Annotated in this window: 19 protein-coding genes; 9 read left to right on the top strand and 10 right to left on the bottom strand. The window is 71.6% G+C overall.

Going from position 1 to position 18,910, the window contains the following annotated elements; translation table 11 throughout:
• Positions 1-109: 109 nt before the first annotated feature.
• Positions 110-526 carry an aggregation-promoting factor C-terminal-like domain-containing protein gene (locus ACWIHT_RS43490; RefSeq protein ID WP_329248674.1) on the bottom strand — a complete coding sequence of 139 codons (417 nt, stop codon included), beginning with the start codon at positions 524-526 and terminating at the stop codon, positions 110-112.
• 371 nt (positions 527-897) lie between these two features.
• Between ACWIHT_RS43490 and ACWIHT_RS43485 the strand changes: the two genes are divergently transcribed.
• Together ACWIHT_RS43485 and ACWIHT_RS43480 are read left to right on the top strand one after the other, a co-directional pair.
• The gene (locus ACWIHT_RS43485; RefSeq protein WP_456174215.1) at positions 898-1,557 is read left to right on the top strand and encodes a phosphotransferase; all 660 of its coding nucleotides are present in this window, start codon (positions 898-900) and stop codon (positions 1,555-1,557) included.
• Between the two features lie 175 nt (positions 1,558-1,732).
• Complete coding sequence (locus ACWIHT_RS43480) at positions 1,733-2,674, top strand: glutamate ABC transporter substrate-binding protein (protein WP_456174163.1); 942 nt, start codon at positions 1,733-1,735, stop codon at positions 2,672-2,674.
• Here the strand turns inward: ACWIHT_RS43480 and ACWIHT_RS43475 are convergent.
• From ACWIHT_RS43475 to ACWIHT_RS43460, 4 genes are read right to left on the bottom strand one after another with little or no spacing between them, the layout of a single operon-like run.
• On the bottom strand, positions 2,662-3,861 hold the full coding sequence (locus ACWIHT_RS43475; RefSeq protein WP_456174162.1) for a hypothetical protein: 1,200 nt from the start codon (positions 3,859-3,861) through the stop codon (positions 2,662-2,664). The genes ACWIHT_RS43480 and ACWIHT_RS43475 overlap by 13 nt on opposite strands.
• Before the next feature lie 35 nt (positions 3,862-3,896).
• Complete coding sequence (locus tag ACWIHT_RS43470) at positions 3,897-4,880, bottom strand: CU044_5270 family protein (protein WP_456174161.1); 984 nt, start codon at positions 4,878-4,880, stop codon at positions 3,897-3,899.
• Positions 4,877-5,554, bottom strand: coding sequence for an RNA polymerase sigma factor (locus ACWIHT_RS43465; protein WP_456174160.1), 678 nt, complete (start codon positions 5,552-5,554; stop codon positions 4,877-4,879). Before ACWIHT_RS43465 ends, ACWIHT_RS43470 begins: the two co-directional genes overlap by 4 nt.
• 54 nt (positions 5,555-5,608) lie before the next feature.
• Positions 5,609-6,466 carry a helix-turn-helix domain-containing protein gene (locus tag ACWIHT_RS43460; protein ID WP_456174159.1) on the bottom strand — a complete coding sequence of 286 codons (858 nt, stop codon included), beginning with the start codon at positions 6,464-6,466 and terminating at the stop codon, positions 5,609-5,611.
• A gap of 149 nt (positions 6,467-6,615) precedes the next feature.
• On the opposite strand from ACWIHT_RS43460, the gene ACWIHT_RS43455 reads away from it, so the two are divergent.
• Entirely contained in the window at positions 6,616-7,341 is a 726-nt protein-coding gene (locus tag ACWIHT_RS43455) for an alpha/beta fold hydrolase (protein ID WP_456174158.1), read from the top strand.
• A 13-nt stretch (positions 7,342-7,354) separates the two neighbouring features.
• Here ACWIHT_RS43455 and ACWIHT_RS43450 read toward each other — a convergent pair whose 3' ends face one another.
• Positions 7,355-8,395 (bottom strand): PP2C family protein-serine/threonine phosphatase, encoded by a 1,041-nt coding sequence (locus ACWIHT_RS43450; RefSeq protein WP_456174214.1) that lies wholly within the window; start codon positions 8,393-8,395, stop codon positions 7,355-7,357.
• Between the two features lie 210 nt (positions 8,396-8,605).
• Here ACWIHT_RS43450 and ACWIHT_RS43445 point away from each other — a divergent pair, with 210 nt between their 5' ends.
• On the top strand, positions 8,606-10,795 hold the full coding sequence (locus ACWIHT_RS43445; RefSeq protein WP_456174157.1) for an ATP-binding protein: 2,190 nt from the start codon (positions 8,606-8,608) through the stop codon (positions 10,793-10,795).
• Here the strand turns inward: ACWIHT_RS43445 and ACWIHT_RS43440 are convergent.
• Positions 10,785-11,267: a nuclear transport factor 2 family protein gene (locus tag ACWIHT_RS43440; protein WP_456174156.1), complete on the bottom strand. Its 483-nt coding sequence runs from the start codon at positions 11,265-11,267 to the stop codon at positions 10,785-10,787. The genes ACWIHT_RS43445 and ACWIHT_RS43440 overlap by 11 nt on opposite strands.
• A gap of 42 nt (positions 11,268-11,309) precedes the next feature.
• The gene (locus ACWIHT_RS43435; RefSeq protein ID WP_456174155.1) at positions 11,310-12,344 is read right to left on the bottom strand and encodes an MBL fold metallo-hydrolase; all 1,035 of its coding nucleotides are present in this window, start codon (positions 12,342-12,344) and stop codon (positions 11,310-11,312) included.
• Between the two features lie 128 nt (positions 12,345-12,472).
• On the opposite strand from ACWIHT_RS43435, the gene ACWIHT_RS43430 reads away from it, so the two are divergent.
• Both ACWIHT_RS43430 and ACWIHT_RS43425 read left to right on the top strand, forming a co-directional pair.
• Positions 12,473-13,930 carry an aldehyde dehydrogenase gene (locus tag ACWIHT_RS43430; RefSeq protein WP_456174154.1) on the top strand — a complete coding sequence of 486 codons (1,458 nt, stop codon included), beginning with the start codon at positions 12,473-12,475 and terminating at the stop codon, positions 13,928-13,930.
• 7 nt (positions 13,931-13,937) lie between these two features.
• Positions 13,938-14,171, top strand: coding sequence for a ferredoxin (locus ACWIHT_RS43425; RefSeq protein WP_019067177.1), 234 nt, complete (start codon positions 13,938-13,940; stop codon positions 14,169-14,171).
• A gap of 5 nt (positions 14,172-14,176) precedes the next feature.
• On the opposite strand, the gene ACWIHT_RS43420 is transcribed toward ACWIHT_RS43425, so the two are convergent.
• Entirely contained in the window at positions 14,177-14,800 is a 624-nt protein-coding gene (locus ACWIHT_RS43420; RefSeq protein WP_456174153.1) for a maltokinase N-terminal cap-like domain-containing protein, read from the bottom strand.
• 7 nt (positions 14,801-14,807) lie between these two features.
• The gene (locus ACWIHT_RS43415; protein ID WP_456174152.1) at positions 14,808-15,434 is read right to left on the bottom strand and encodes a TetR family transcriptional regulator; all 627 of its coding nucleotides are present in this window, start codon (positions 15,432-15,434) and stop codon (positions 14,808-14,810) included.
• A gap of 222 nt (positions 15,435-15,656) precedes the next feature.
• Between ACWIHT_RS43415 and ACWIHT_RS43410 the strand changes: the two genes are divergently transcribed.
• From ACWIHT_RS43410 to ACWIHT_RS43400, 3 genes are read left to right on the top strand one after another with little or no spacing between them, the layout of a single operon-like run.
• Positions 15,657-17,024 (top strand): glycosyltransferase family 4 protein, encoded by a 1,368-nt coding sequence (locus ACWIHT_RS43410; RefSeq protein WP_456174151.1) that lies wholly within the window; start codon positions 15,657-15,659, stop codon positions 17,022-17,024.
• Positions 17,018-17,752 carry a class I SAM-dependent methyltransferase gene (locus ACWIHT_RS43405; protein WP_456174150.1) on the top strand — a complete coding sequence of 245 codons (735 nt, stop codon included), beginning with the start codon at positions 17,018-17,020 and terminating at the stop codon, positions 17,750-17,752. Before ACWIHT_RS43410 ends, ACWIHT_RS43405 begins: the two co-directional genes overlap by 7 nt.
• The gene (locus tag ACWIHT_RS43400) at positions 17,749-18,816 is read left to right on the top strand and encodes a prenyltransferase (protein ID WP_456174149.1); all 1,068 of its coding nucleotides are present in this window, start codon (positions 17,749-17,751) and stop codon (positions 18,814-18,816) included. Before ACWIHT_RS43405 ends, ACWIHT_RS43400 begins: the two co-directional genes overlap by 4 nt.
• Positions 18,817-18,910 lie beyond the last annotated feature (94 nt).

Here is an 18,910-nt window from a genome sequence, read left to right as displayed (position 1 = left end):
GTGGGGAGAGATCCGCGAACTCGTCGATCGTCAGCGCGTCGAGCCGCCGCTGGATCGAGGCCCGGGATGCCGGGGGGCCGCCGCCGCGTGTGCGTGTGTGGGCCGGTGATCAGTACCAGCCGTTGGACTGCCAGAAGCTCCAGGCCGCGGTGGGGGAGCCGTAGCGGGAGTTCATGTAGTCCAGGCCCCACTTGATCTGGGTGGCGGCATTGGTCTTCCAGTCCGAGCCGGCCGAGGCCATCTTCGAACCGGGCAGCGCCTGGACCAGGCCGTAGGCGCCGGAGGAGGAGTTCGTGGCGGTGACGTTCCAGCCGCTCTCGTGCTCGACGATCTTGCTGAACGCGTTGTACTGCGCCGCGCTCGGGATCATCTTGTGCGCGATCGACTGAGCGGAGGAGGCGGAGGTCGTCGCGGCCTGAGCGGGAGCCGAGGTCAGCACCAGACCGGTGGTGGCGGCGGCCAGAGCGGCGGCGGTCAGGGCCTTCTTCGGGGAGGCGATGCGAGCGACGATGCGGGAGACGGACACGGAGAACCTGTTTCTTCGGGGACAGAGACGTCGTATGCCTGCCGGTGTCACGCGGGGCGCGGCCCCGGCAAGGCGTCGGCGCCGAGGCCCGTGAGGACTCGTCGGCGCCGTGCGACTGCTCCACAGAAGCACTCTCGATCCGTGTCCGCAAAGACCCCTTTTACTAGTTGTGGTCGCATGTGGGTGAATCGTCAACTGTGTGACGTGGCTCTCAAACCCCAGGTCAGGGGCTATACGGACGCGTTCATGACACGCATTTCCGCTACTACTCCGCATCGTTGGTGATGTGGGTCATGTGGGGCGCTTCACCACCCGTGTGACGGCCGGTGCGCGACGCCTCACGCAGGGCTTAGATTCTGGCCATGCCAGCCATGGGGAAGCTGATCGGCTCCGGCCGTACCGCGGACGTGTACGAGATCGACGAGGCGTGGGTGCTGCGCCGCAACCGGGAGGACTGGGGGGACGCGGCGGCCGAGGGCGCGGTGATGGAGCATGTGCGCGCGTACGGCTATCCCGTGCCCCGGGTACGGCCCGGGCACTCGCGCACCGACCTGGTGATGGAACGGCTGACCGGGCCCACCATGGTGGAGGCCCTCACCGCGGGCGCGATCGACGCACGGGAGGCGGGGACCGTACTCGCCGCGCTGCTACGGCGACTGCACGCGATCCCCGGCCGCCGCCCCGGCACCCGCGTCCTGCACCTCGACCTCCACCCGGAGAACGTGCTGCTCACCCCGGCCGGCCCCCACGTCATCGACTGGGGCACCACGGAGGACGGCGACCCCGGGCTCGACTGGGGTCTCTCCGCGATCATCCTCGCCCAGGTCGCCGTGGACGACCTGCCGATCGCCGACCCGGCCCGCGCGGTACTCGCCGCGCTCCTCGCCGATCCCGCCGACCTCACGGAGGCGGGGCTGGCGGAGGCCCGGCGGAGGCGGGCGGCCAATCCGACGATGACCGCGCACGAGGTCGAACTCCTCGGTGCGGCCGAGGAGTTGATCCGGTCGCTCGCGTTTCCTCGGGAACCGTGAATCGGCGTGAAGGCGTCACCGTCGACGAGTGCGTGAGGGGCCGGGGCGCCGGACGGCGTCTTCGGATGGGTTCCGAGGACTGCGGGGCAGTGTGAGGGAACTTCGGGCACGTGGGGAAGAGGGCGGGCTACCGGGCGGCGCGGTCCCGTTTCGCCGTCGGCTGCTCGCCGCGGCCGTGGCATCGCTGGCCGCGCTGGCGCTGACGGTGTCCTGCGCGAACTCGGCCGCCCCGCAACGGAGTTCACCCGCGGACACCGCGACCGCGACCGCGACCGCTTCCGCGAGCGCGTCGGCGGCGGCCGGCGGGAACTGCGATCCGTTACGGTCGCTGAAACCGCTCGCCCACATGCCGACGCCGGGCGGCAGGATGCCCAGCGGTACGGCGATGGAACGAATCGTCGCCCGCGGCCGGCTGATCGTGGGAGTGGACCAGAACACCTATCTCTTCGGCTACCGCGACTCCGACACCGGACAGCTGGACGGGCTCGACATCGACCTGGTGCGGGAGATCTCCCGGGCCCTCTTCGGGCGGCCCGACCGGGTGCAGTTCAAGGCCGTGCCGTCCGCACAGCGCATCGGGATACTCCAGCGCGGTCAGGTCGACCTCGTCGCCCACTCCATGACGATCACCTGCGAGCGCATGCAGCAGGTGCTGTTCAGCAGCGACTACCTCGACTCCGGCCAACGCGTCCTCGTCACCGAAACCTCCCCGGTGAAGACCCTCGCCGACCTCGCCGGACAGAAGGTGTGCACGGCCCGGGGCACCACCTCACTGACCGAGCTGCGACGCGCCCGCCCGGCGGTGCGGCCGGTGACCGTCTCCGACTGGACCGACTGCCTCCTGCTGCTCCAGCAGGGCGCGGTGGCCGCCGTGTCGACCACCGACAACGTCCTCGCCGGACTGAGCGCCCAGGACCCCGCCACCCGCATCACCGGACCGCGGTTCACCTACGAGCCGCACGGAATCGCCGTCCCGAAGACGGCACCGGAACTCGTCCGCTTCATCAACGGCGTCCTCGCGCACCTGCGCGCCTCGGGCAAGCTCCGCGCCCTGCACGAACGGTGGTTGGGCCCCTACGGCGACTTCTATCCGCCCGCGCCGCGCTACCGCGACTGACGGCGCACGAGTCGGGTGGAGAGGATGATGCGCCAGGCGGATCCGTCGTGGGGTCCGGTGACCGCCAGGAGCATGCCGGGGAGCAGTTTCAGCTCCCTTCCCCGGAGCCGTCCCGGCAGTCCGCCCTTGGTGTTGACCCAGTCCCGCCACCGGAGTTCGGGGGTGAGGGTGCGGACCGAGACCATGCCGGACCACCGGTGACAGGACCGGGTGACGACCCGCGTGGTGACGGGCGGCCCGGTGTAGCGGAGCACCTTTCCGCCCGTGCCGGTGAATTCCCCGTCGAAGGTCGGCACCGCGTCGAGCGCGGTGGTGCGCAGCTCCCAGCCTCCGTGGCCCCCGGTCTGGAGCAGCGTCGGCCCGGGACCGAGTCCGAGGACCGCACCGTCCCCGGAGCCGTGGTTCCTGGTGGACAAGGTCACCTTGTAGCCGCGTGACTCGACGCGGACCTCCACCTCGGGGACCTGTGCTTCGGGGGTGTCGCCCGCGTCCGACAGGGAGGCCAGCGTGAGCGCGGCCGGTGTCCCCGTGTGGATGAGGACCTCCGCACCGGTGCCGCGGGTGGTGGTGCCGTCCAGCGGGCGGGCCGCGGACAACGGCAGGACGCGCAGCCGCCATTCGCAGCCGACGGCGTTGCCGACCTCGACCCGGCCCGCCGACGACCAGATGGCCGGGGTGTCGTGGCCGAACAGGAACCTGGCCCGGTCGTCGTCGCCCACCGGCCAGAAGGCCTCGTCGCCGAAGTCCGTGCGCAGCCGGAGAAACAGGCCCGTGGGGCGAGCGCTCTCGATCCTGGTGAACTCCAGGATCGACGCTCCCGGCGGCTCCGCCTCGGCGAGTTCGACCGTCTGGTTGCCGATTCCCCGGCGGTTGAGGACTCCGCCGTCCTCGGGCTCGTCCTGTTCCAGCGGGGCGACGGAGACCGACCACCGCTCGGCCGTCTCGATCCGCAGCCGCTGCGGTCCCGACAGGCCCACCCGGTACTCCCAGGTGCGCGGCTCCTCCGTACGGCTCTGCTCGGGCTCGAACTCCCGGACCAGATGGGGGCCTTCGGGACCGAGGAGGGTGAAGCTCCCCACGTGGGCGCGGTGGACCACCGTGGCCCAGCCCTGCGGCCCCCGGTAGTCCAGTTCCGCCGGCCCGGTGCCCTCGGCGGCCTCGGAGAACGGGCGTACGTCGACTGTCATCGCACCCCCGTTCCCCGACGCGTCGTACCCGCAGGCTAACCGGCCGGCACCTCACCCGCCCGGTCCGCGACGCCAACTCCCAGGAGAGCGGCGTCGGTTGTGCCGCGATAGACGAGGCTCGACGAGTCGAAGACCCAGGCGTAGCCCTTCGGGGCGTTCTTGAACGTGAGGCCGACGCCCTCCCGTCCCGCCGCGTCCTTGACGTGGTCCACGACGCTCACGCCCGGGAGCTTGGCCACGGCCCGGTAGATCGCGGCACTGAGGTCGGGCAGCAGGGTGGCCTCGTCGACGACGGCGCCGAGGTTCTCCACGACGACTTCCGTACGGCGGGCCGCCGATACGTTCGCGGCGTCACTGGAGAACTTCTTCAGCAGGGCGTCGGGGTCGGTGGGCAGGGCCTGCAACTGACGGAAGGTCAGGTATCCGGCGCCCTTCATGTCCATGGACATCTTCTGGGTGGGGTCGGTGACCGCGACGCCCTTCCGCAGCCCGTCCGCCTTTCCGTCGACCGCGTCCCACTGCTCCTGCCGGACGGCCCCGTCGTACGGCTTCGCCGTGAACGTCCCCTTGTGCCCCGCGAGTTCGGCGGCGCTGCTGAAGTCGACACCCAACTCGGCCGCCGATCCCTGGGACTTGGTGTAGATGAACTGGTCGGCGCGTGCCGTGACCGTGGACCGGGAAGCGGCGGCCAGGGCGATCCGGTCCAGCAGTTGTACGGCCTTCTGGTGGCTGTCGGCGGCGGCCGTGCCGTCCTTGCCGTCCCGGGCGTTGTCGACCGCGACCACGCCCAGGCCCACGGCGGCGGCGAGGGCCAGCGGCGCGGCGACGAGAACGAGGCGCCGACGGGCGGGGCGCCGGGGTGCGGTGACGGTCGTGGTCGACTGCTCGCGGACGGTGTCGTGTTCGTGGGTGATGTGCTGCATCAGGTGTTCCCTCAGTACGCGGTGGCGGTCCCGCGAGAGCACCGGACGGCCCGGGGCGGGCAGCAACTCGGCCAGTTCCTGGGGGTCGGTGTTCATCGCGTCTTCTCCTGCGTGGACTTGGGTGTGGACCGAGCCGCCTGGAGGCGGCTACCCGGTGACTGTCCGACCGGGTCCGGGCGTTGCGTCTCCTGTGCCTGTTTCTGTTCGTGCTTTTGCTTCTGCGCCTGTCCGAGTTCGAGGTCGGTGAGCTTGCGCAGGCGTTTCCTCGCACGCGAGAGCCGGGACCGTACGGTGCCGACGGCCACGCCCAGGGCCGCGGCGGCCGTGGCCGCGTCCAGCCCCTCCCAGACGCAGAGCGTGAACGCCTCCCGCTCGCCCCGGCGCAGCTTGCTCAACGCCCTGTGCGCGGCGGCCAGTTCCTCGCTGTCGGCCATGCGCCGGGTCACCTCGTCGGCGAAGTCCGGCACGGGGTCGGGCGGCGGGATTCTGACGAGCGCGGCCTGATGTCTTCGCGCCGCCCGCGAGGTGTTGCGCGTGACGTTGGTCGCGATGCCGAGCAGCCACGGCCGCAGGCTGTCGTCGCCGGGCAGGACGCGTTCGCGCAGCCGCCATGCCTCCAGGAAGGTCAGCGACACGATGTCGTCGGCCGTGCCCCAGTCGCCGGTCATGCGGACGGCGTGCCGGTGGACCACCGAGGCGTGTTCGTCGAAGAGTTGCCCGAACGCGTCGGGGTCTCCAGCTCGCACGCGGGCCCGTAGTGAGATCTCCACACTGTTCCCTGTCCGCCGGGCGGACCGCGCTGCGGTGACCCGCGTCACACGGTCCTAGCCGGTCACCTCGGACCGGGAACGGCCGGTCTCCGGTGTCCGGGTCGCGGACGCGAGGAGGGCCAGTTTCTCGGCGGCGTCGGTGCCGGGGTCCGGGTGGTAGACGATCAGGGTCTGGCCCGGCACGCCGTCGATGCTCAGCCGCTCCCGGTTCAGTTCCAGGTCGCCGATCTGGGGGTGGGCGATGCGCTTCGGCGCGGCCTCACAGGTCCGTACGTCGTGGCGGGCCCAGAGCCTGCTGAACAGGGGGCTGGCGAGGGAGAGTTGACCGACCAGCTCGATGAACCGGGGGTCGTCCGTGTCGGGTCCTACGGCCTCGCGGAACGCGGCGACCATGCCGCCGGACGCGCTCTCCCAGTACGGGTAGAGCGCCTGCTCGGCCGGGTCGAGGAACAGCGACAGCAGCCGGTTGGACCCGGCCGTGAAGCGCGGGGACAGCGCGGTCGCCAGGGAGTTGGCGGCGAGGACGTCGAAGTAGCGGCCCTCGACCAGCGCGGGGAGCGGGAGCGTGCCGAGGAGCTTGGCGATCCCCTCGGGCACGGTCTCCTTGACCGGGCGGGGTCGGTGGCGCCGGGGCTTCGCGGCGCCCAGGCGCAGCAGGTGGGCCGTCGCGTCCTCGTCGAGCCGCAGCACCCGGGCGATGGACTCCAGGACCTGCGCGGAGGGGTTGCGGTCGCGGCCCTGCTCCAGGCGCAGGTAGTAGTCGGCGCTGATCCCGGCGAGCAGCGCGACCTCCTCCCGGCGCAGGCCCGGCACCCGCCGTACCCCGTGGGCGGGGACACCGGCCTGTTCGGGGGTGACGAGTTCGCGGCGGGCGCGCACGTACTCGCCCAGCAGATTCGGTTCACCGGCCATCCCCGCACTGTAATTCGGCCGTCGCGCGCGTGCCTGGTCCTGTCACCCCCAGGGGCGCGGGGGCCCTGGCTGGGGCGCGGGCCGGGCGGCAGCGTCACCCGTGGCGCGCTGATCGGCGACGCCGGCCACCACAGCGAGGAGCGACAGCCATGTCCACATACCTACTGGTGCACGGTGCCTGGCACAGCGGAGACAGCTGGCAGCGGGTGGTCCCGCTGCTGACGGCGGCCGGACACCGGGTGCTCGCGCCCTCGCTCACCGGCCACGGCGACAAGGCGCACCTGCTCGCCCCCGAAGTGGGCCTCGACACACACGTCGACGACGTCGTCGGGCTCATCACGGAGGAGGACCTCACCGAGGTGATCCTCGTCGGGCACAGCTACGGCGGGCTGGTCGTCTCGTCGGCCGCCGACCGGGTTCCCGACCGGATCGCCCACCTGGTCCACCTCGACGCGATGGTCCCGGAGGACGGCGAGAGCGCGATCGACATCATGCCCGTGACACAGGTGCTGATCGACATGGCGGCGAGTTCGGGTACCGGCTGGCGGATCCCGCCGCTGCCCGAACTGCCGCCGCCCGGGGGCCTGTTCGGGGTCACCGACCCGGCGGACGTCGCCTGGCTGCGGTCCACGCTCTCGGACCAGTCGGCCCGCTGCCTCCAGCAGTCGGTACGGCTGGCCAACCCCGCCGCGCGCTCCATCCCCCGCACCCACATCCACTGCGTGGGCAGCGAACCGGAGGGCTTCGAGCGGCGGCCGGTCCCCGCGATCCAGCCCAACGGCACCCCGGCCCAGGTGTGGGAACTGGAGACCGGCCACGACTGCATGATCACCGAACCGGCCGAACTGGCCGACCTGCTGGTCAAGTTGGGCTGATCCGGGACCGGCCTCACACCGGGGCCGGTGCCACCACCCCCGCCGGCTGGCACAGGACGAGCGCCAGGTCGTCGCTGGGCGGGCCGCCGGCGTGCGCGAGCAGGCGGTCGTAGAGCGCGTGCAGCGCCGCGTCCGGTGTCGGCTCGCTCAACGCCGTCGCGCACTCGGTGAGCAGGGCGAACGGGGTGCCGTCGAGGGCACGGGACTCGGTGAGGCCGTCCGTGTAGAGCAGGAGGCGGTCGCCGGGCTGGAGGCGGACCCGGTACTGCCGGGGGTCCGGGCGCAGGCCCAACGGCAGTGCGGGCACCCGGGGTTCGAGGAGTTCGAGCCGATGCCCGGAGCGCAGGGGCGCCGGATGGCCGCAGTTGACGAGCCGCACCTCGCCGGGACCGAACTCGGCCAGCACCGCCGTGACGAAGTCCTCGGGTCCGAGCCCGGGCGCCAGCCGGGCGTCCAGCGCCCTCGCGAGGGTCGCCAAGTCCGGTGCCGTAAAGGCGAGTTCACGGAACCCGATGAGCGTGTCGGCCGCCGTCCGCAGCGCGTCGAGCCCGTGCCCGCGCGCGTCCCCGACCAGCACCCGCAGGCCGTACGGCGTCACCGCGAGGTCGTACAGGTCGCCGCCGACCGAGGACTCGCGATGCGCGCAGTGGTAGCGGGTGCTGACATGGGTACCGGAGAGGGTGCGGGAGACGGGCCGCAGGATCGCCTCCTGGGTGATCCGGGCCACCTCCCGCGCCTCCGCGAGCCGTTCCCGCAGCCGGCCGCGCTGCCGCGCCGCGTACACACCGCACACGCAGCCCAGCAGCAGCCCGCCCCAGCGGACGGCGAAACCGGCGTTCAGCTGCGCCCCCGAACCGAGCCCCGCCGCCAGCGCGAGCAGCACCGTCCAGCAGCAGACCAGGAGGGTACGGCGGGCGCCCAGGAAGGTGGCGGCCATCAGCGGTCCGATCGCCAGCAGCGGCAGGACCGGCTCAACCCGGCCGATCAGCAGACCCGGGGTGGCCGCCAGCAGACAGCCGACCGGTGCGACGAGCAAGCGGCGTCCTCCGTCCATCGTGTTCACGGCACGACCATTGCGGAATTCCGCTCTCCGCACCCGCGCCAACGGAGAGTTGATCAGCTCTCGACAGCAACTCGCCCCATCAGGGAGGAAAGTGATCGAAAGGAAGGGCTTTTCCGATGGTGACGCGATTCTTTCGTTCAGTCGTGGGCCGCGTTCCGGGACCCGCGCATGGCGCCGGTGACCTACGGACACACTGGCCTCGTGCCGGACAGGACCGACCGTGCGAACTCGGGTGACGTCAACAACCATGGGAATCTGCCGCCCGAGACACTGAGTTTCGTCGGGCGGCGCGCCGAACTCGCCTGGCTGCGGGCCGCGTTGGACCCGGACACGCGACCGGTCCGGCCCGTGACCGTCGTCGGGGTCGGCGGGGTCGGCAAGACCCGGCTCGCGCTGCGCGCGGCGGCGCGGGTCCGGGACGCCTACCCCGACGGCGTCTGGCTGACCGAACTCTCCCCCCTGCGCACCTCGGGACTCGTGGACCTCGCCGTCATGGAGACCCTTCGGCTCGCCGACCAGTCGACGCGCCCGGTGATCGACGTCATCACCGAATGGGCCCACGGCAGAAGGCTGTTGCTCGTCCTCGACTCCTGCGAACACGTCCTCGCCGACTGCGCCAGGTTCACCGCCGCACTGCGCTCCCGCCTGCCCGGTCTGCGCGTCCTGCTCACCAGCAGGGAACGGCTCGCACTGCCCGGCGAGGAGGTCCTCCACCTCGAACCGCTCCCGGTGGACGGCCGTCCCGGTGCCGACGAGGACGCCGGTGCCGCCGTAGCCCTGTTCGCCGCGCGCGCCGCGGCCGCCGGACGTCCCCTGCGCGACGACGACCCGGCCGCGCGCGCCACCGCCGTCGCCGTCTGCCGCCGCCTCGACGGCATCCCGCTCGCCCTCGAACTCGCCGCCGCCCGCCTCACCGAGCTGACCCTCGACCAGCTCCACACCCGCCTCGGCGAACGCCTGCCCACCCTGCCGCCCCTGCCGGACCCGTCCGCGGCGCCGGGCACACCCGCGCCGTCCTCGCCCCTCGATCTGCTCGTCTCCGCCCCCGGCGAACGCCCGCCCCGCCACCAGACCCTGCGCACCGCCATCGGCTGGAGCCACGAACTGTGCGCGCCTCTCGAACGCCTGCTGTGGGCGCGGCTGTCCGTCTTCAGCGGCGGCTTCTGTCTCGCGGCCGTCCGGCAGGTCTGCGCGGGCGGACCGCTGCCCCAGGAGCGGATCGCCGCTCTGCTCGACCGGCTGGTGGCCCAGTCCATCGTGCTGCCCGATCCCGTCATCTCGGCCCGCTTCCGGATGCTCGACACCGTCCGCGAGTACGGCGCCGACTGGCTGCACGCCCTCGGCGAGGAACGCGCCGTACGCCGCCGCCACCGCGACCACTACGCCCGCCTCGCCCGCGAGGGCTGCGCCGAGTGGAACACCGGACGGCAGGTCGCCTGGTGCGAGCGCGTGCTGACCGAACACGCCAATCTGCGCACGGCGGTCGACTGCGCGCTCGCCGAGCCGGACGGGGCGAGATGGTCCACGGCCGTGGAGATGGCCGGCCATGTCGGCTTCCTGTGGCGGCACTGCGGCTACCTCCGCGAGGCCCAGCACTGCCTGGACCAGGCCCTCGCCGCCGAGTCGCCGCCCGGCCCCGGCCGCACCCTCGCCCTGTGGTCGCGCGGCGCGGTCGCCATCCTCCAGGGCGACCAGGAGGCGGCGGCCAACTGGGCGGTGCGCTGCGCCGACGCGGCCCGCGAACAGGGCTCCCAGGTCGCCCAGGTCGCCGCCGTCTACCTCAGGGGCGGCCACCTGGCACTCACCGGCCGCCAGGCCGAGGCCATCGACGTCCTCGCCGCGGCCCCCCAACTCCCCGTCCAGGACGACGGGTTCGGCGCCGCCCAACTACAGGCCCGGCTCGCGCTGTCCCTCGCGCACGTGCTGCGCGGCGAGTTCGAGCGCGGCCGTGCGGTCGCCGACGAGGTGCGCACGGCGAGCCGGAAACAGGGCGAGTACTGGTGCGGGGCCTTCGCCGACTACCTGATAGCCCAGGCGGACCTGGCGCGCGGCGACATACGCGCCGCGATGAGCGGCGCCCGCACCTCGATCGCCGGTCACGCCCTGCTGCACAACACCGTCGGTGCCGCCATGTCCCTCGACCTGCTGGCCGCCGCCGTCGTCAGCGCGGGCGACGCCCACCGCGCGGTCCGTCTCCTCGGCATCGGCACCCGCCTGTGGGAACTCACCGGCCGCGCTCAGATGGACTCCCCGGACCTGATCGCCACCCGCCGCACCTGCGAACTCCGGGTCCGCGAGCACCTCGGCGACGACGCCTACACGACCGGCTACCGGGCGGGCCTGGCGATGACGTACGACGAGGGAATCGCGTACGCGGCCGTCAGTCGCTGACGCGGGTGCGGTCGACGAACGGCAGCCGGTGACGCGGGGTGGGACCGCCGAACGGCAGGAACAGGGTCCGGGTGTCGATCAGCCAAGTCCCGTCCACCTGGCGGAAGGTGTCCTCGTAGTGACCCACCTGGACCGGGGGACCGGCGGGGACCATGCCGCCTTGGTGGCCGTCGACACGGTACGTCGTGAAGTACGCGGTCGAGAGCGCGGTGTGGCGGGAGGTGAGGGTGACCAGGATGTTCGACATCAGGCGGCGCGAGAGCCGTCCGGCGGGGCGGGCGCCGAAGTACTTCCGCAGCGCCTCCCGCCCCTCGACCGCTCTGTTCCCCTCCGGCCACTCCCAGCGGCCGTTCTCCGTGAACAGCCCGGCGACGGTGGCCGGTTCACCGAGATCGAGCCGGCGGACGAAGGTCAGGATGAGTTGCTCACACTCGCGTTCGGCGAGCAGTCGCTGCAAAGGGTCCAGGTCCATGGGCTCGTTCGTATCAGCCGCACCCCTCGTCCCACGACCGAATTACACCGCCACGTACGTCACCGGCTCGCTCCCCGTCATGACCTCGGCCTGGCCCAGCTTCACCAGTCGGCGCAGGTGCGCCTCCGCCTCGGACACCGCGATGTTCCTTGACTGGAAGGGGATTTGGGCCCAGGGCCGGTTCCACTCCATCCGTTCCGCGACCTGCCAGGCGGTGAGCGGTTCGGAGAGCAGGGTGAGCAGTCCGGTCAGCCGGTCCTCGTGGTGGGTGAGCAACTCCCGTACCCGGCCGGGCGCGTCGGTGAAGGTGTGCTGGTGGGCCGGGAGCACCTCGGCGGGTGCGAGGCGCCCGATCCGCTCCAGGGAGTCGAGGTAGTCGCCGAGCGGGTCGGCGATGGTGGTGTCGTCCGGGTCCTCGTACAGGCCGATGTGCGGGGTGATCCGGGGGAGCAGGTGGTCGCCGGAGAACAGCCGCCCGTGGCCCGGGAGTTGGGCCGGGTGGTCCTCCTCCAGGTGCAGGCAGACATGTCCGGGTGTGTGGCCCGGGGTCCAGATCGCGCGCAGCCGCCGGCCCGCCAGGTCGAGGAGTTCGCCGGGGACGATCTCCCGGTCGGGCAGCGCGGGCGCGAGCCCCGGCACACTGCGCGGGCGGGCCGACCGGAGCGGCGCGAGGTGCTCCTCGGGCGCACCGGCCGCCGCGAGCTTCGCGGTCATGTACGCCAGCCAGCGGCCCGGTTCGGTGGAACGGGCCCGCCGGACGATCGCCGTGTCCGCCGCGTGCATCGCGAGCCACGCACCGGACGCCTCGCGCACCCGCCCGGACAGGCCGTGGTGGTCGGGGTGGTGGTGGGTGATCAGCACGCCGTGCACCTCGCCGACTCCCGTACCGCAGGCGTCGAGACCCGTGACGAGGGTGTCCCAGGAGGCCGGGTCGTCCCAGCCGGTGTCGACCAGGACCGGGCCGCGGTCGGTGTCGACGACGTAGACGAGCGTGGTCCCAAGTGGGTTGTCGGGGATGGGGACTTCGATGGAACGAACACCGCCGCCGTGGTCGTGGACCTGACCCGTGGACGTCATGGACTCCCCAATCGCCGCCTTCCGGCCACTATACGTGGACTCCATCGACCGGAACTGGTATTCAGTCCTCGTATCTGATGGATCGTCAGACAGCGATTCAGGCAGCGGGACCGGGGAGGCGTTCGGCCATGACGGAGCTCGTGGAACACCGACAGCTGTTCATCGGCGGGGAGTTGACCGACCCCCTGGGCAAGGACGTCATCGAGGTGATCTCCCCGCACACCGAGGAGGTCATCGGACGCGTCCCGCACGCGTCGAAGGAGGACGTGGACCGCGCGGTCGCCGTGGCCCGCGAGGCCTTCGACGAGGGGCCCTGGCCGCGCATGACCCTCGACGAACGGATCGCGGTCGTCACCCGCGTCAAGGACGCGATCGCCGCCCGGTACGAGGAGATCGGCCGCGTCATCTCCTCCGAGAACGGGTCGCCGTACTCCTGGAGCATCCTCGGCCAGGCCCTCGGCGCGATGATGGTGTGGGACGCGGCGATCACCGTCGCGAAGAACTTCACCTACGAGGAGTACCGGGACGGAGTCCTCGGCAAGATCCTCGTCCGCCGGGAGCCGGTCGGTGTGGTGGCGGCCGTGGTCCCCTGGAACGTCCCGCAGTTCGTGGCCGCAGCCAAGCTCGCGCCCGCGCTGCTCACCGGCTGCACGGTGATCCTGAAGCCGTCGCCCGAAACGCCCCTGGACGCCTACCTGTTGGGCGAGATCACCAAGGAGGCCGGGCTGCCGGACGGCGTCCTGTCGATCCTCCCCGCCGACCGCGAGGTCAGCGAGTACCTCGTCGGACACCCCGGCATCGACAAGATCTCCTTCACCGGCTCGGTCGCGGCAGGCAAGCGCGTGATGGAGGTCGCCGCCCGTCATCTCACCCGCGTGACACTGGAGTTGGGCGGCAAGTCGGCGGCGATAGTCCTCCCCGACGCCGACCTCACCACCACCGTCCCCGGCATCGTCTCGGCGGCCTGGATGAACAACGGCCAGGCGTGCGTCGCCCAGACCCGCATCCTCGTACCCCGCTCGCGCTACGACGAGTTCGCGGACGCCTTCGCGGCGGCGGCCAGCGCTCTCGTGGTCGGCGACCCGCTCGACCCGGCCACCCAGGTAGGCCCGTTGGTCGCCAAGCGCCAACAACAACGCAACCTCGACTACATCCGCATCGGCCAGGAGGAGGGCGCCAAAATCCTTACGGGCGGCGGCCGTCCACCCGGCCTGGACCGCGGCTGGTACGTCGAACCGACCCTCTTCGGAGACGTCGACAACACCATGCGCATCGCCCGCGAGGAGATCTTCGGCCCGGTCATCTGCCTCCTCCCGTACGGCGACGAGACCGAGGCCGTGAAGATCGCGAACGACTCCGACTACGGGCTGAGTGGCAGCGTGTGGACGGCCAACATCCCCCACGGCATCGACATCGCCCGCCAGGTCCGCACCGGCACCTACAACGTCAACACCTTCAGCCTCGACATGCTCGGCCCCTTCGGCGGCTACAAGAACTCAGGTCTGGGGCGGGAGTTCGGGCCCGAGGGCTTCTCCGAGTTCCTCGAACACAAGATGATCCACCTGCCCGCCGGCTGGGAGGGGTGACCAGGCGATGGGTGATCGCTGGCAGGTCGAGGTCGACCGTTCCGTCTGCATCGGCTCGGCCCAGTGCGTCCACCAGGCCCCCGACCGCTTCCGCCTCGACTCGGCCATGCAGTCCCACCCGGCCGAACCGGAGACCGACGCCAACGAGCGGATCCTCGCGGCGGCCGAGGGCTGCCCGGTGGAGGCCATCATGATCACGCTGCTGGGGAGCGGGGAGCCGGTGTTCCCACCGGAGGAGTAACGGCCCTAGGAGACCAGGAGGGCGGCGAACAGGGCACGGACGCGGGTGCCGTTCGCCTGCGCCCAGACGCCGGTGACCTGGCCCAGCGCGCCCTCGGGAGGTGTCGAGCCTGGGGTCAGCACCCGGTGCAGCCGCAGCGTCGGGCCGTTCGGTACGGCGAACTCGGTTGCCGTGTCAGTGTCGTTGGGGGCGCCGAGGGCGGGGAGGGGTGCCGTACCGGTCCAGGAGCGGGCGACCTCCCGGTCCAGGGTGTGGGAGACGCTCTGCGCCTGCGCAGGCGTGCGTCCCTCGATGAAAGCGACCAACTCGGCGGTCAGCACCGGGTCGTGGCAGCCGTCGTAGGCCCAGCGCGGACCGAGGACGCCGTGCTCCATGGTGCCGACGAGGGCGTGTTCGGCGCCGGGGAGCGGGGCGGCCCGGTAGGTGAGCGGGACGAGGTAGGCGCCGGAGCCGTCGGTGACGACCATGAACTCGATGCCGACCTCGCCCTCGGGGTCGTCGAGCCGGAAACCGCCGGCCTTCACCAACTCCGGTTCCGCGGAGCCGTGATACCAGGGGCGGGTGGGCAGCCAGGTGAAGAGGAGTTCGAGCTTGGTGGGCTTGACGTATGTGTGGTGGATGATCGCCATGCGGGAATTATCGGTCCGCGCCCGGCTCCGTCAGGTCGATCAGGCGGCACACCGTCTCGATGTCGATCTTCACCTGGGCGATGGAGGCGCGGCCCGACAGCCAGGTGATCAGGGCCGAGTGCCAGGTGTGCTCGATGACCCGGACCGCGGAGAGCTGCTCCGGCGTCGGATTCTCCAGGCCCATCGCGTCCAGGATGATCACCGTGGTCTGCCGGGAGACCTGGTCGACCTCGGGGGAAACGCTGCGGTCCGCGAAGGTCAGCGCGCGGACCATCGCGTCGGCGAGATGCGGCTCCCGCTGGAGCGCGCGGAAGGCCCGCATCAGGGTCTCCGCGACCCGCTCGGCCGCGCCCTCGCCGCCCGGCGGCTTCTTGCGGAGGGTGCCGTGCATGTGCTCCAACTGGTCCTGCATCGTGGCCACCAGGAGATGCACCTTGGACGGGAAGTACCGGTACAGCGTGCCGAGCGCGACCTGCGAGGACTCCGCGACCTCCCGCATCTGCACGGCGTCGAAACCGCCCCGGCTCGCCAACTGCGCGCTCGCGTGCAGGATGCGGCGCCGACGCGCCTCCTGCCGCTCGGTGAGGGGCGGCGAGGTCCGCGCAGTGGCTTCGGGCTTGGCTTCCACTGGCATGGCTCCCGTTCCGTGACTGTGTCCGTGACTGTCGGTGAGGGCGGGTGATCGGACCGATCATGGCAGGGTCTCGGCCGTGGTGTGAATCACCTGATCCACTTCTCACAGCGCCCGTACCGGCCGGTAGATTCAGAACCTCCTGGACGATCAAGTCTGAAACTTGTTCTAGATTAGCGTCCCGGCGTAATCTCGCGGGACAGTGCAGGCAGAAGGGGGCTCAGAGTGACCGCTGAGGCCAGTCAGGCGGGTCCCCAGGAGGACTTGGCCACAGACGGCGAGCGACCGCTCCGTATCGCACTCCTCACCTATAAAGGGAACCCGTTCTGCGGCGGCCAGGGCGTCTACGTCCGCCATCTCTCCCGCGAACTGGCCCGCCTCGGACACCGCGTCGAGGTCATCGGCTCGCAGCCGTACCCGGTCCTCGACGAGGGCTACCCCGGCATCTCCCTGACCGAGCTGCCCTCGCTCGACCTCTACCGCTCCCCGGACCCCTTCCGCACCCCGAAGCGCGACGAGTACCGGGACTGGATCGACGCCCTCGAAGTCGCGACGATGTGGACCGGCGGCTTCCCCGAGCCCCTCACCTTCTCGCTGCGCGCCCGCCGCCATCTCCGCGCCAGACGCGGCGAGTTCGACGTCGTGCACGACAACCAGACGCTGGGTTACGGGCTGTTGGGGGATGTCGGCGCCCCGCTCGTCACGACGATCCACCATCCCATCACCGTGGACCGGCAGTTGGAGCTGGACGCGGCGGAGAACTGGCGCCGGCGCATGTCCAAGCGCCGCTGGTACGCCTTCACCCAGATGCAGAAGCGGGTCGCCCGCCGCCTCCCCTCCGTCCTCACCGTCTCCGGCACCTCCCGCCAGGAGATCGTCGACCACCTGGGCGTCCGCGACGACCGCATCCACGTCGTCCACATCGGCGCCGACACCGACCAGTTCTCCCCGGACCCCGCCGTACCCCAGGTACCGGGCCGGATCGTCACCACGTCCAGCGCGGACGTCCCCCTCAAGGGCCTCGTGTTCCTGGTCGAGGCCCTGGCGAAGGTCCGCACCGAACACCCCGACGCCCACCTGATCGTCGTAGGCAAACGCCCGACGGAGGGCCCGGTCGCCCAGGCCGTCGAGCGCTACGGCCTCGAAGGCGCCGTCGAGTTCGTCAAGGGCATATCCGACGCCGAACTCGTCGACCTGGTCCGCTCGGCGGAGGTCGCCTGTGTGCCCTCGCTGTACGAGGGCTTCTCGCTCCCGGCGGCCGAGGCGATGGCCACGGGGACACCGCTCGTCGCGACGACCGGCGGGGCGATCCCGGAGGTCGCCGGACGCGACGGCGAGACCTGCCTGGCGGCACCGCCCGGCGACCCCGGCGCCCTGGCGACCGCCCTGAGCCGCCTGCTGGCCGACCCGGAGTTGCGGGTACGGCTCGGCCGGGCGGGCCGGGAACGCGTGCTCGCCCGCTTCACCTGGGCCAAGGCCGCCGAGGGCACGGCGGCCAGGTACCGCGAGGCGATCGCGGGCCGTACGACCTCTCCATCCCCCTCTCCGACCAGCGTCACCGGCGTCTATCCCGAAAGCAGGGCCACGTGCTGACCGTCGACTTCTCCCGGTTCCCGCTCGCCCCTGGCGACCGTGTCCTGGACCTCGGGTGCGGTGCCGGGCGGCACGCGTTCGAGTGCTACCGGCGAGGGGCACAGGTCGTCGCCCTCGACCAGAACGCCGAGGAGATCCGCGAGGTCGCCAAGTGGTTCGCGGCGATGAAGGAGGCCGGCGAGGCCCCGGCCGGCGCCACCGCCACCGCGATGGAGGGCGACGCGCTCCAACTCCCCTTCCCCGACGAGTCGTTCGACGTCGTCATCATCTCCGAGGTGATGGAACACATCCCGGACGACAAGGGCGTGCTCGCCGAGATGGTCCGGGTCCTGAAGCCCGGCGGCCGGATCGCCATCACCGTCCCGCGCTACAGCCCCGAGAAGGTCTGCTGGGCGCTGTCCGACGCCTACCACGAGGTCGAGGGCGGCCACATCCGCATCTACAAGGCGGACGAACTCCTCGCGAAGATCCGCGAGGCGGGCCTCCAGCCGTACGGCACCCATCACGCGCACGGGCTGCACTCGCCGTACTGGTGGCTGAAGTGCGCGTTCGGCGTCGACAACGACAAGGCGCTGCCGGTGCAGGCGTACCACAAGCTCCTGGTCTGGGACATCATGAAGAAACCCCTTGCCACCCGGGTCGCCGAACAGGCGCTCAACCCGCTGATCGGCAAGAGCTTCGTGGCCTACGCGACCAAGCCGCACCTCCCCCTGGCGGAAGCCAAGTGACCGCTCCCCGGACAGAACACCTCGTCCTGCCCGGGGTCCTCACCGCGGAGGAGGCCGCCGCGACCGTCGCCGGCATCCTCGCCGTGCAGCGGGAGGACGGGGCGATCCCCTGGTTCCGGGGCCATCACCTCGACCCGTGGGACCACACCGAGGCCGCGATGGCGCTGGACGCGGCGGGCGAACACGAGGCCGCCGAGCGGGCGTACACCTGGCTCGCCCGGCACCAGAACGAGGACGGCTCCTGGTACGCGGCCTACGCGGACGGCGACCCGCACGACGTCACCGACCGGGGCCGCGAGACCAACTTCGTCGCCTATGTGGCCGTGGGCGTCTGGCACCACTACCTGTCCACCGGCGACGACACGTTCCTGGACCGCCTGTGGCCCACGGTGTTCGCGGCGGTCGAGTTCGTCCTCCGGCTCCAGCAGCCCGGCGGGCAGATCGGCTGGAAGCGGGACGCCGACGGCACGGACACGGCCGACGCGCTGCTGACCGGTTCCTCCTCGATCCACCAGGCGCTGCGCTGCGCGCTCGCCATCGCCGAACAGCGCGAAGAGCCGCAGCCGGACTGGGAGTTGGCGGTCGGCGCGCTACGGCACGCGATCCGCCGCCATCCGGAACGGTTCCTGGACAAGGGCCGTTACTCGATGGACTGGTACTACCCGGTCCTGGGCGGTGCGTTGACCGGCACGGAGGCCAAGTCCCGCGTGGAGGAGGGCTGGACCCGCTTCGTCGTGCCCGGACTCGGGGTGCGGTGCGTCGTCCCCAACCCGTGGGTCACGGGCGGCGAGTCGGCCGAACTCGCCCTCGCGCTGTGGGCGTTGGGCGAGTCCGACCGCGCGCTGGAGATCCTCCAGTCGATCCAGCATCTGCGCGACGCGGAGAGCGGGCTGTACTGGACGGGGTATGTCTTCGAGGACGACGCGGTGTGGCCGCGCGAGTTGACGACGTGGACCGCGGGGTCGTTGCTGCTTGCGGTGGCGGCGCTTGGGGGGCATGACGCGACGTGTGCGGTGTTCGGGGCGGAGCTTCTGCCCCTGGGGCTGGATCCGGATTGTTGTTGAGTGCGGGCCGGTGGGGGCTGGCCGCGCAGTTCCCCGCGCCCCTAAAAACTCCGGCTCGCCGTGTCTTTTAGGGGCGCCGGTGCGTCAAGGAGGG

This window comes from Streptomyces sp. NPDC002276 (assembly GCF_053891435.1).
Note: the sequence above shows the minus strand (reverse complement) of the source record. Positions and strands in the feature narration are given on the sequence as shown.

Coding starts and splice junctions, on each gene's coding strand:
- ACWIHT_RS43475 (WP_456174162.1), bottom strand. CDS start 3,861: ATGACAGTCGACGTACGCCCGTTCTCCGAGGCCGCCGAGGGCACCGGG.
- ACWIHT_RS43420 (WP_456174153.1), bottom strand. CDS start 14,800: ATGGCGATCATCCACCACACATACGTCAAGCCCACCAAGCTCGAACTC.
- ACWIHT_RS43430 (WP_456174154.1), top strand. CDS start 12,473: ATGACGGAGCTCGTGGAACACCGACAGCTGTTCATCGGCGGGGAGTTG.
- ACWIHT_RS43435 (WP_456174155.1), bottom strand. CDS start 12,344: ATGACGTCCACGGGTCAGGTCCACGACCACGGCGGCGGTGTTCGTTCC.
- ACWIHT_RS43470 (WP_456174161.1), bottom strand. CDS start 4,880: ATGAACACCGACCCCCAGGAACTGGCCGAGTTGCTGCCCGCCCCGGGC.
- ACWIHT_RS43450 (WP_456174214.1), bottom strand. CDS start 8,395: ATGGACGGAGGACGCCGCTTGCTCGTCGCACCGGTCGGCTGTCTGCTG.
- ACWIHT_RS43415 (WP_456174152.1), bottom strand. CDS start 15,434: ATGCCAGTGGAAGCCAAGCCCGAAGCCACTGCGCGGACCTCGCCGCCC.
- ACWIHT_RS43460 (WP_456174159.1), bottom strand. CDS start 6,466: ATGGCCGGTGAACCGAATCTGCTGGGCGAGTACGTGCGCGCCCGCCGC.
- ACWIHT_RS43440 (WP_456174156.1), bottom strand. CDS start 11,267: ATGGACCTGGACCCTTTGCAGCGACTGCTCGCCGAACGCGAGTGTGAG.
- ACWIHT_RS43455 (WP_456174158.1), top strand. CDS start 6,616: ATGTCCACATACCTACTGGTGCACGGTGCCTGGCACAGCGGAGACAGC.
- ACWIHT_RS43425 (WP_019067177.1), top strand. CDS start 13,938: ATGGGTGATCGCTGGCAGGTCGAGGTCGACCGTTCCGTCTGCATCGGC.
- ACWIHT_RS43485 (WP_456174215.1), top strand. CDS start 898: ATGGGGAAGCTGATCGGCTCCGGCCGTACCGCGGACGTGTACGAGATC.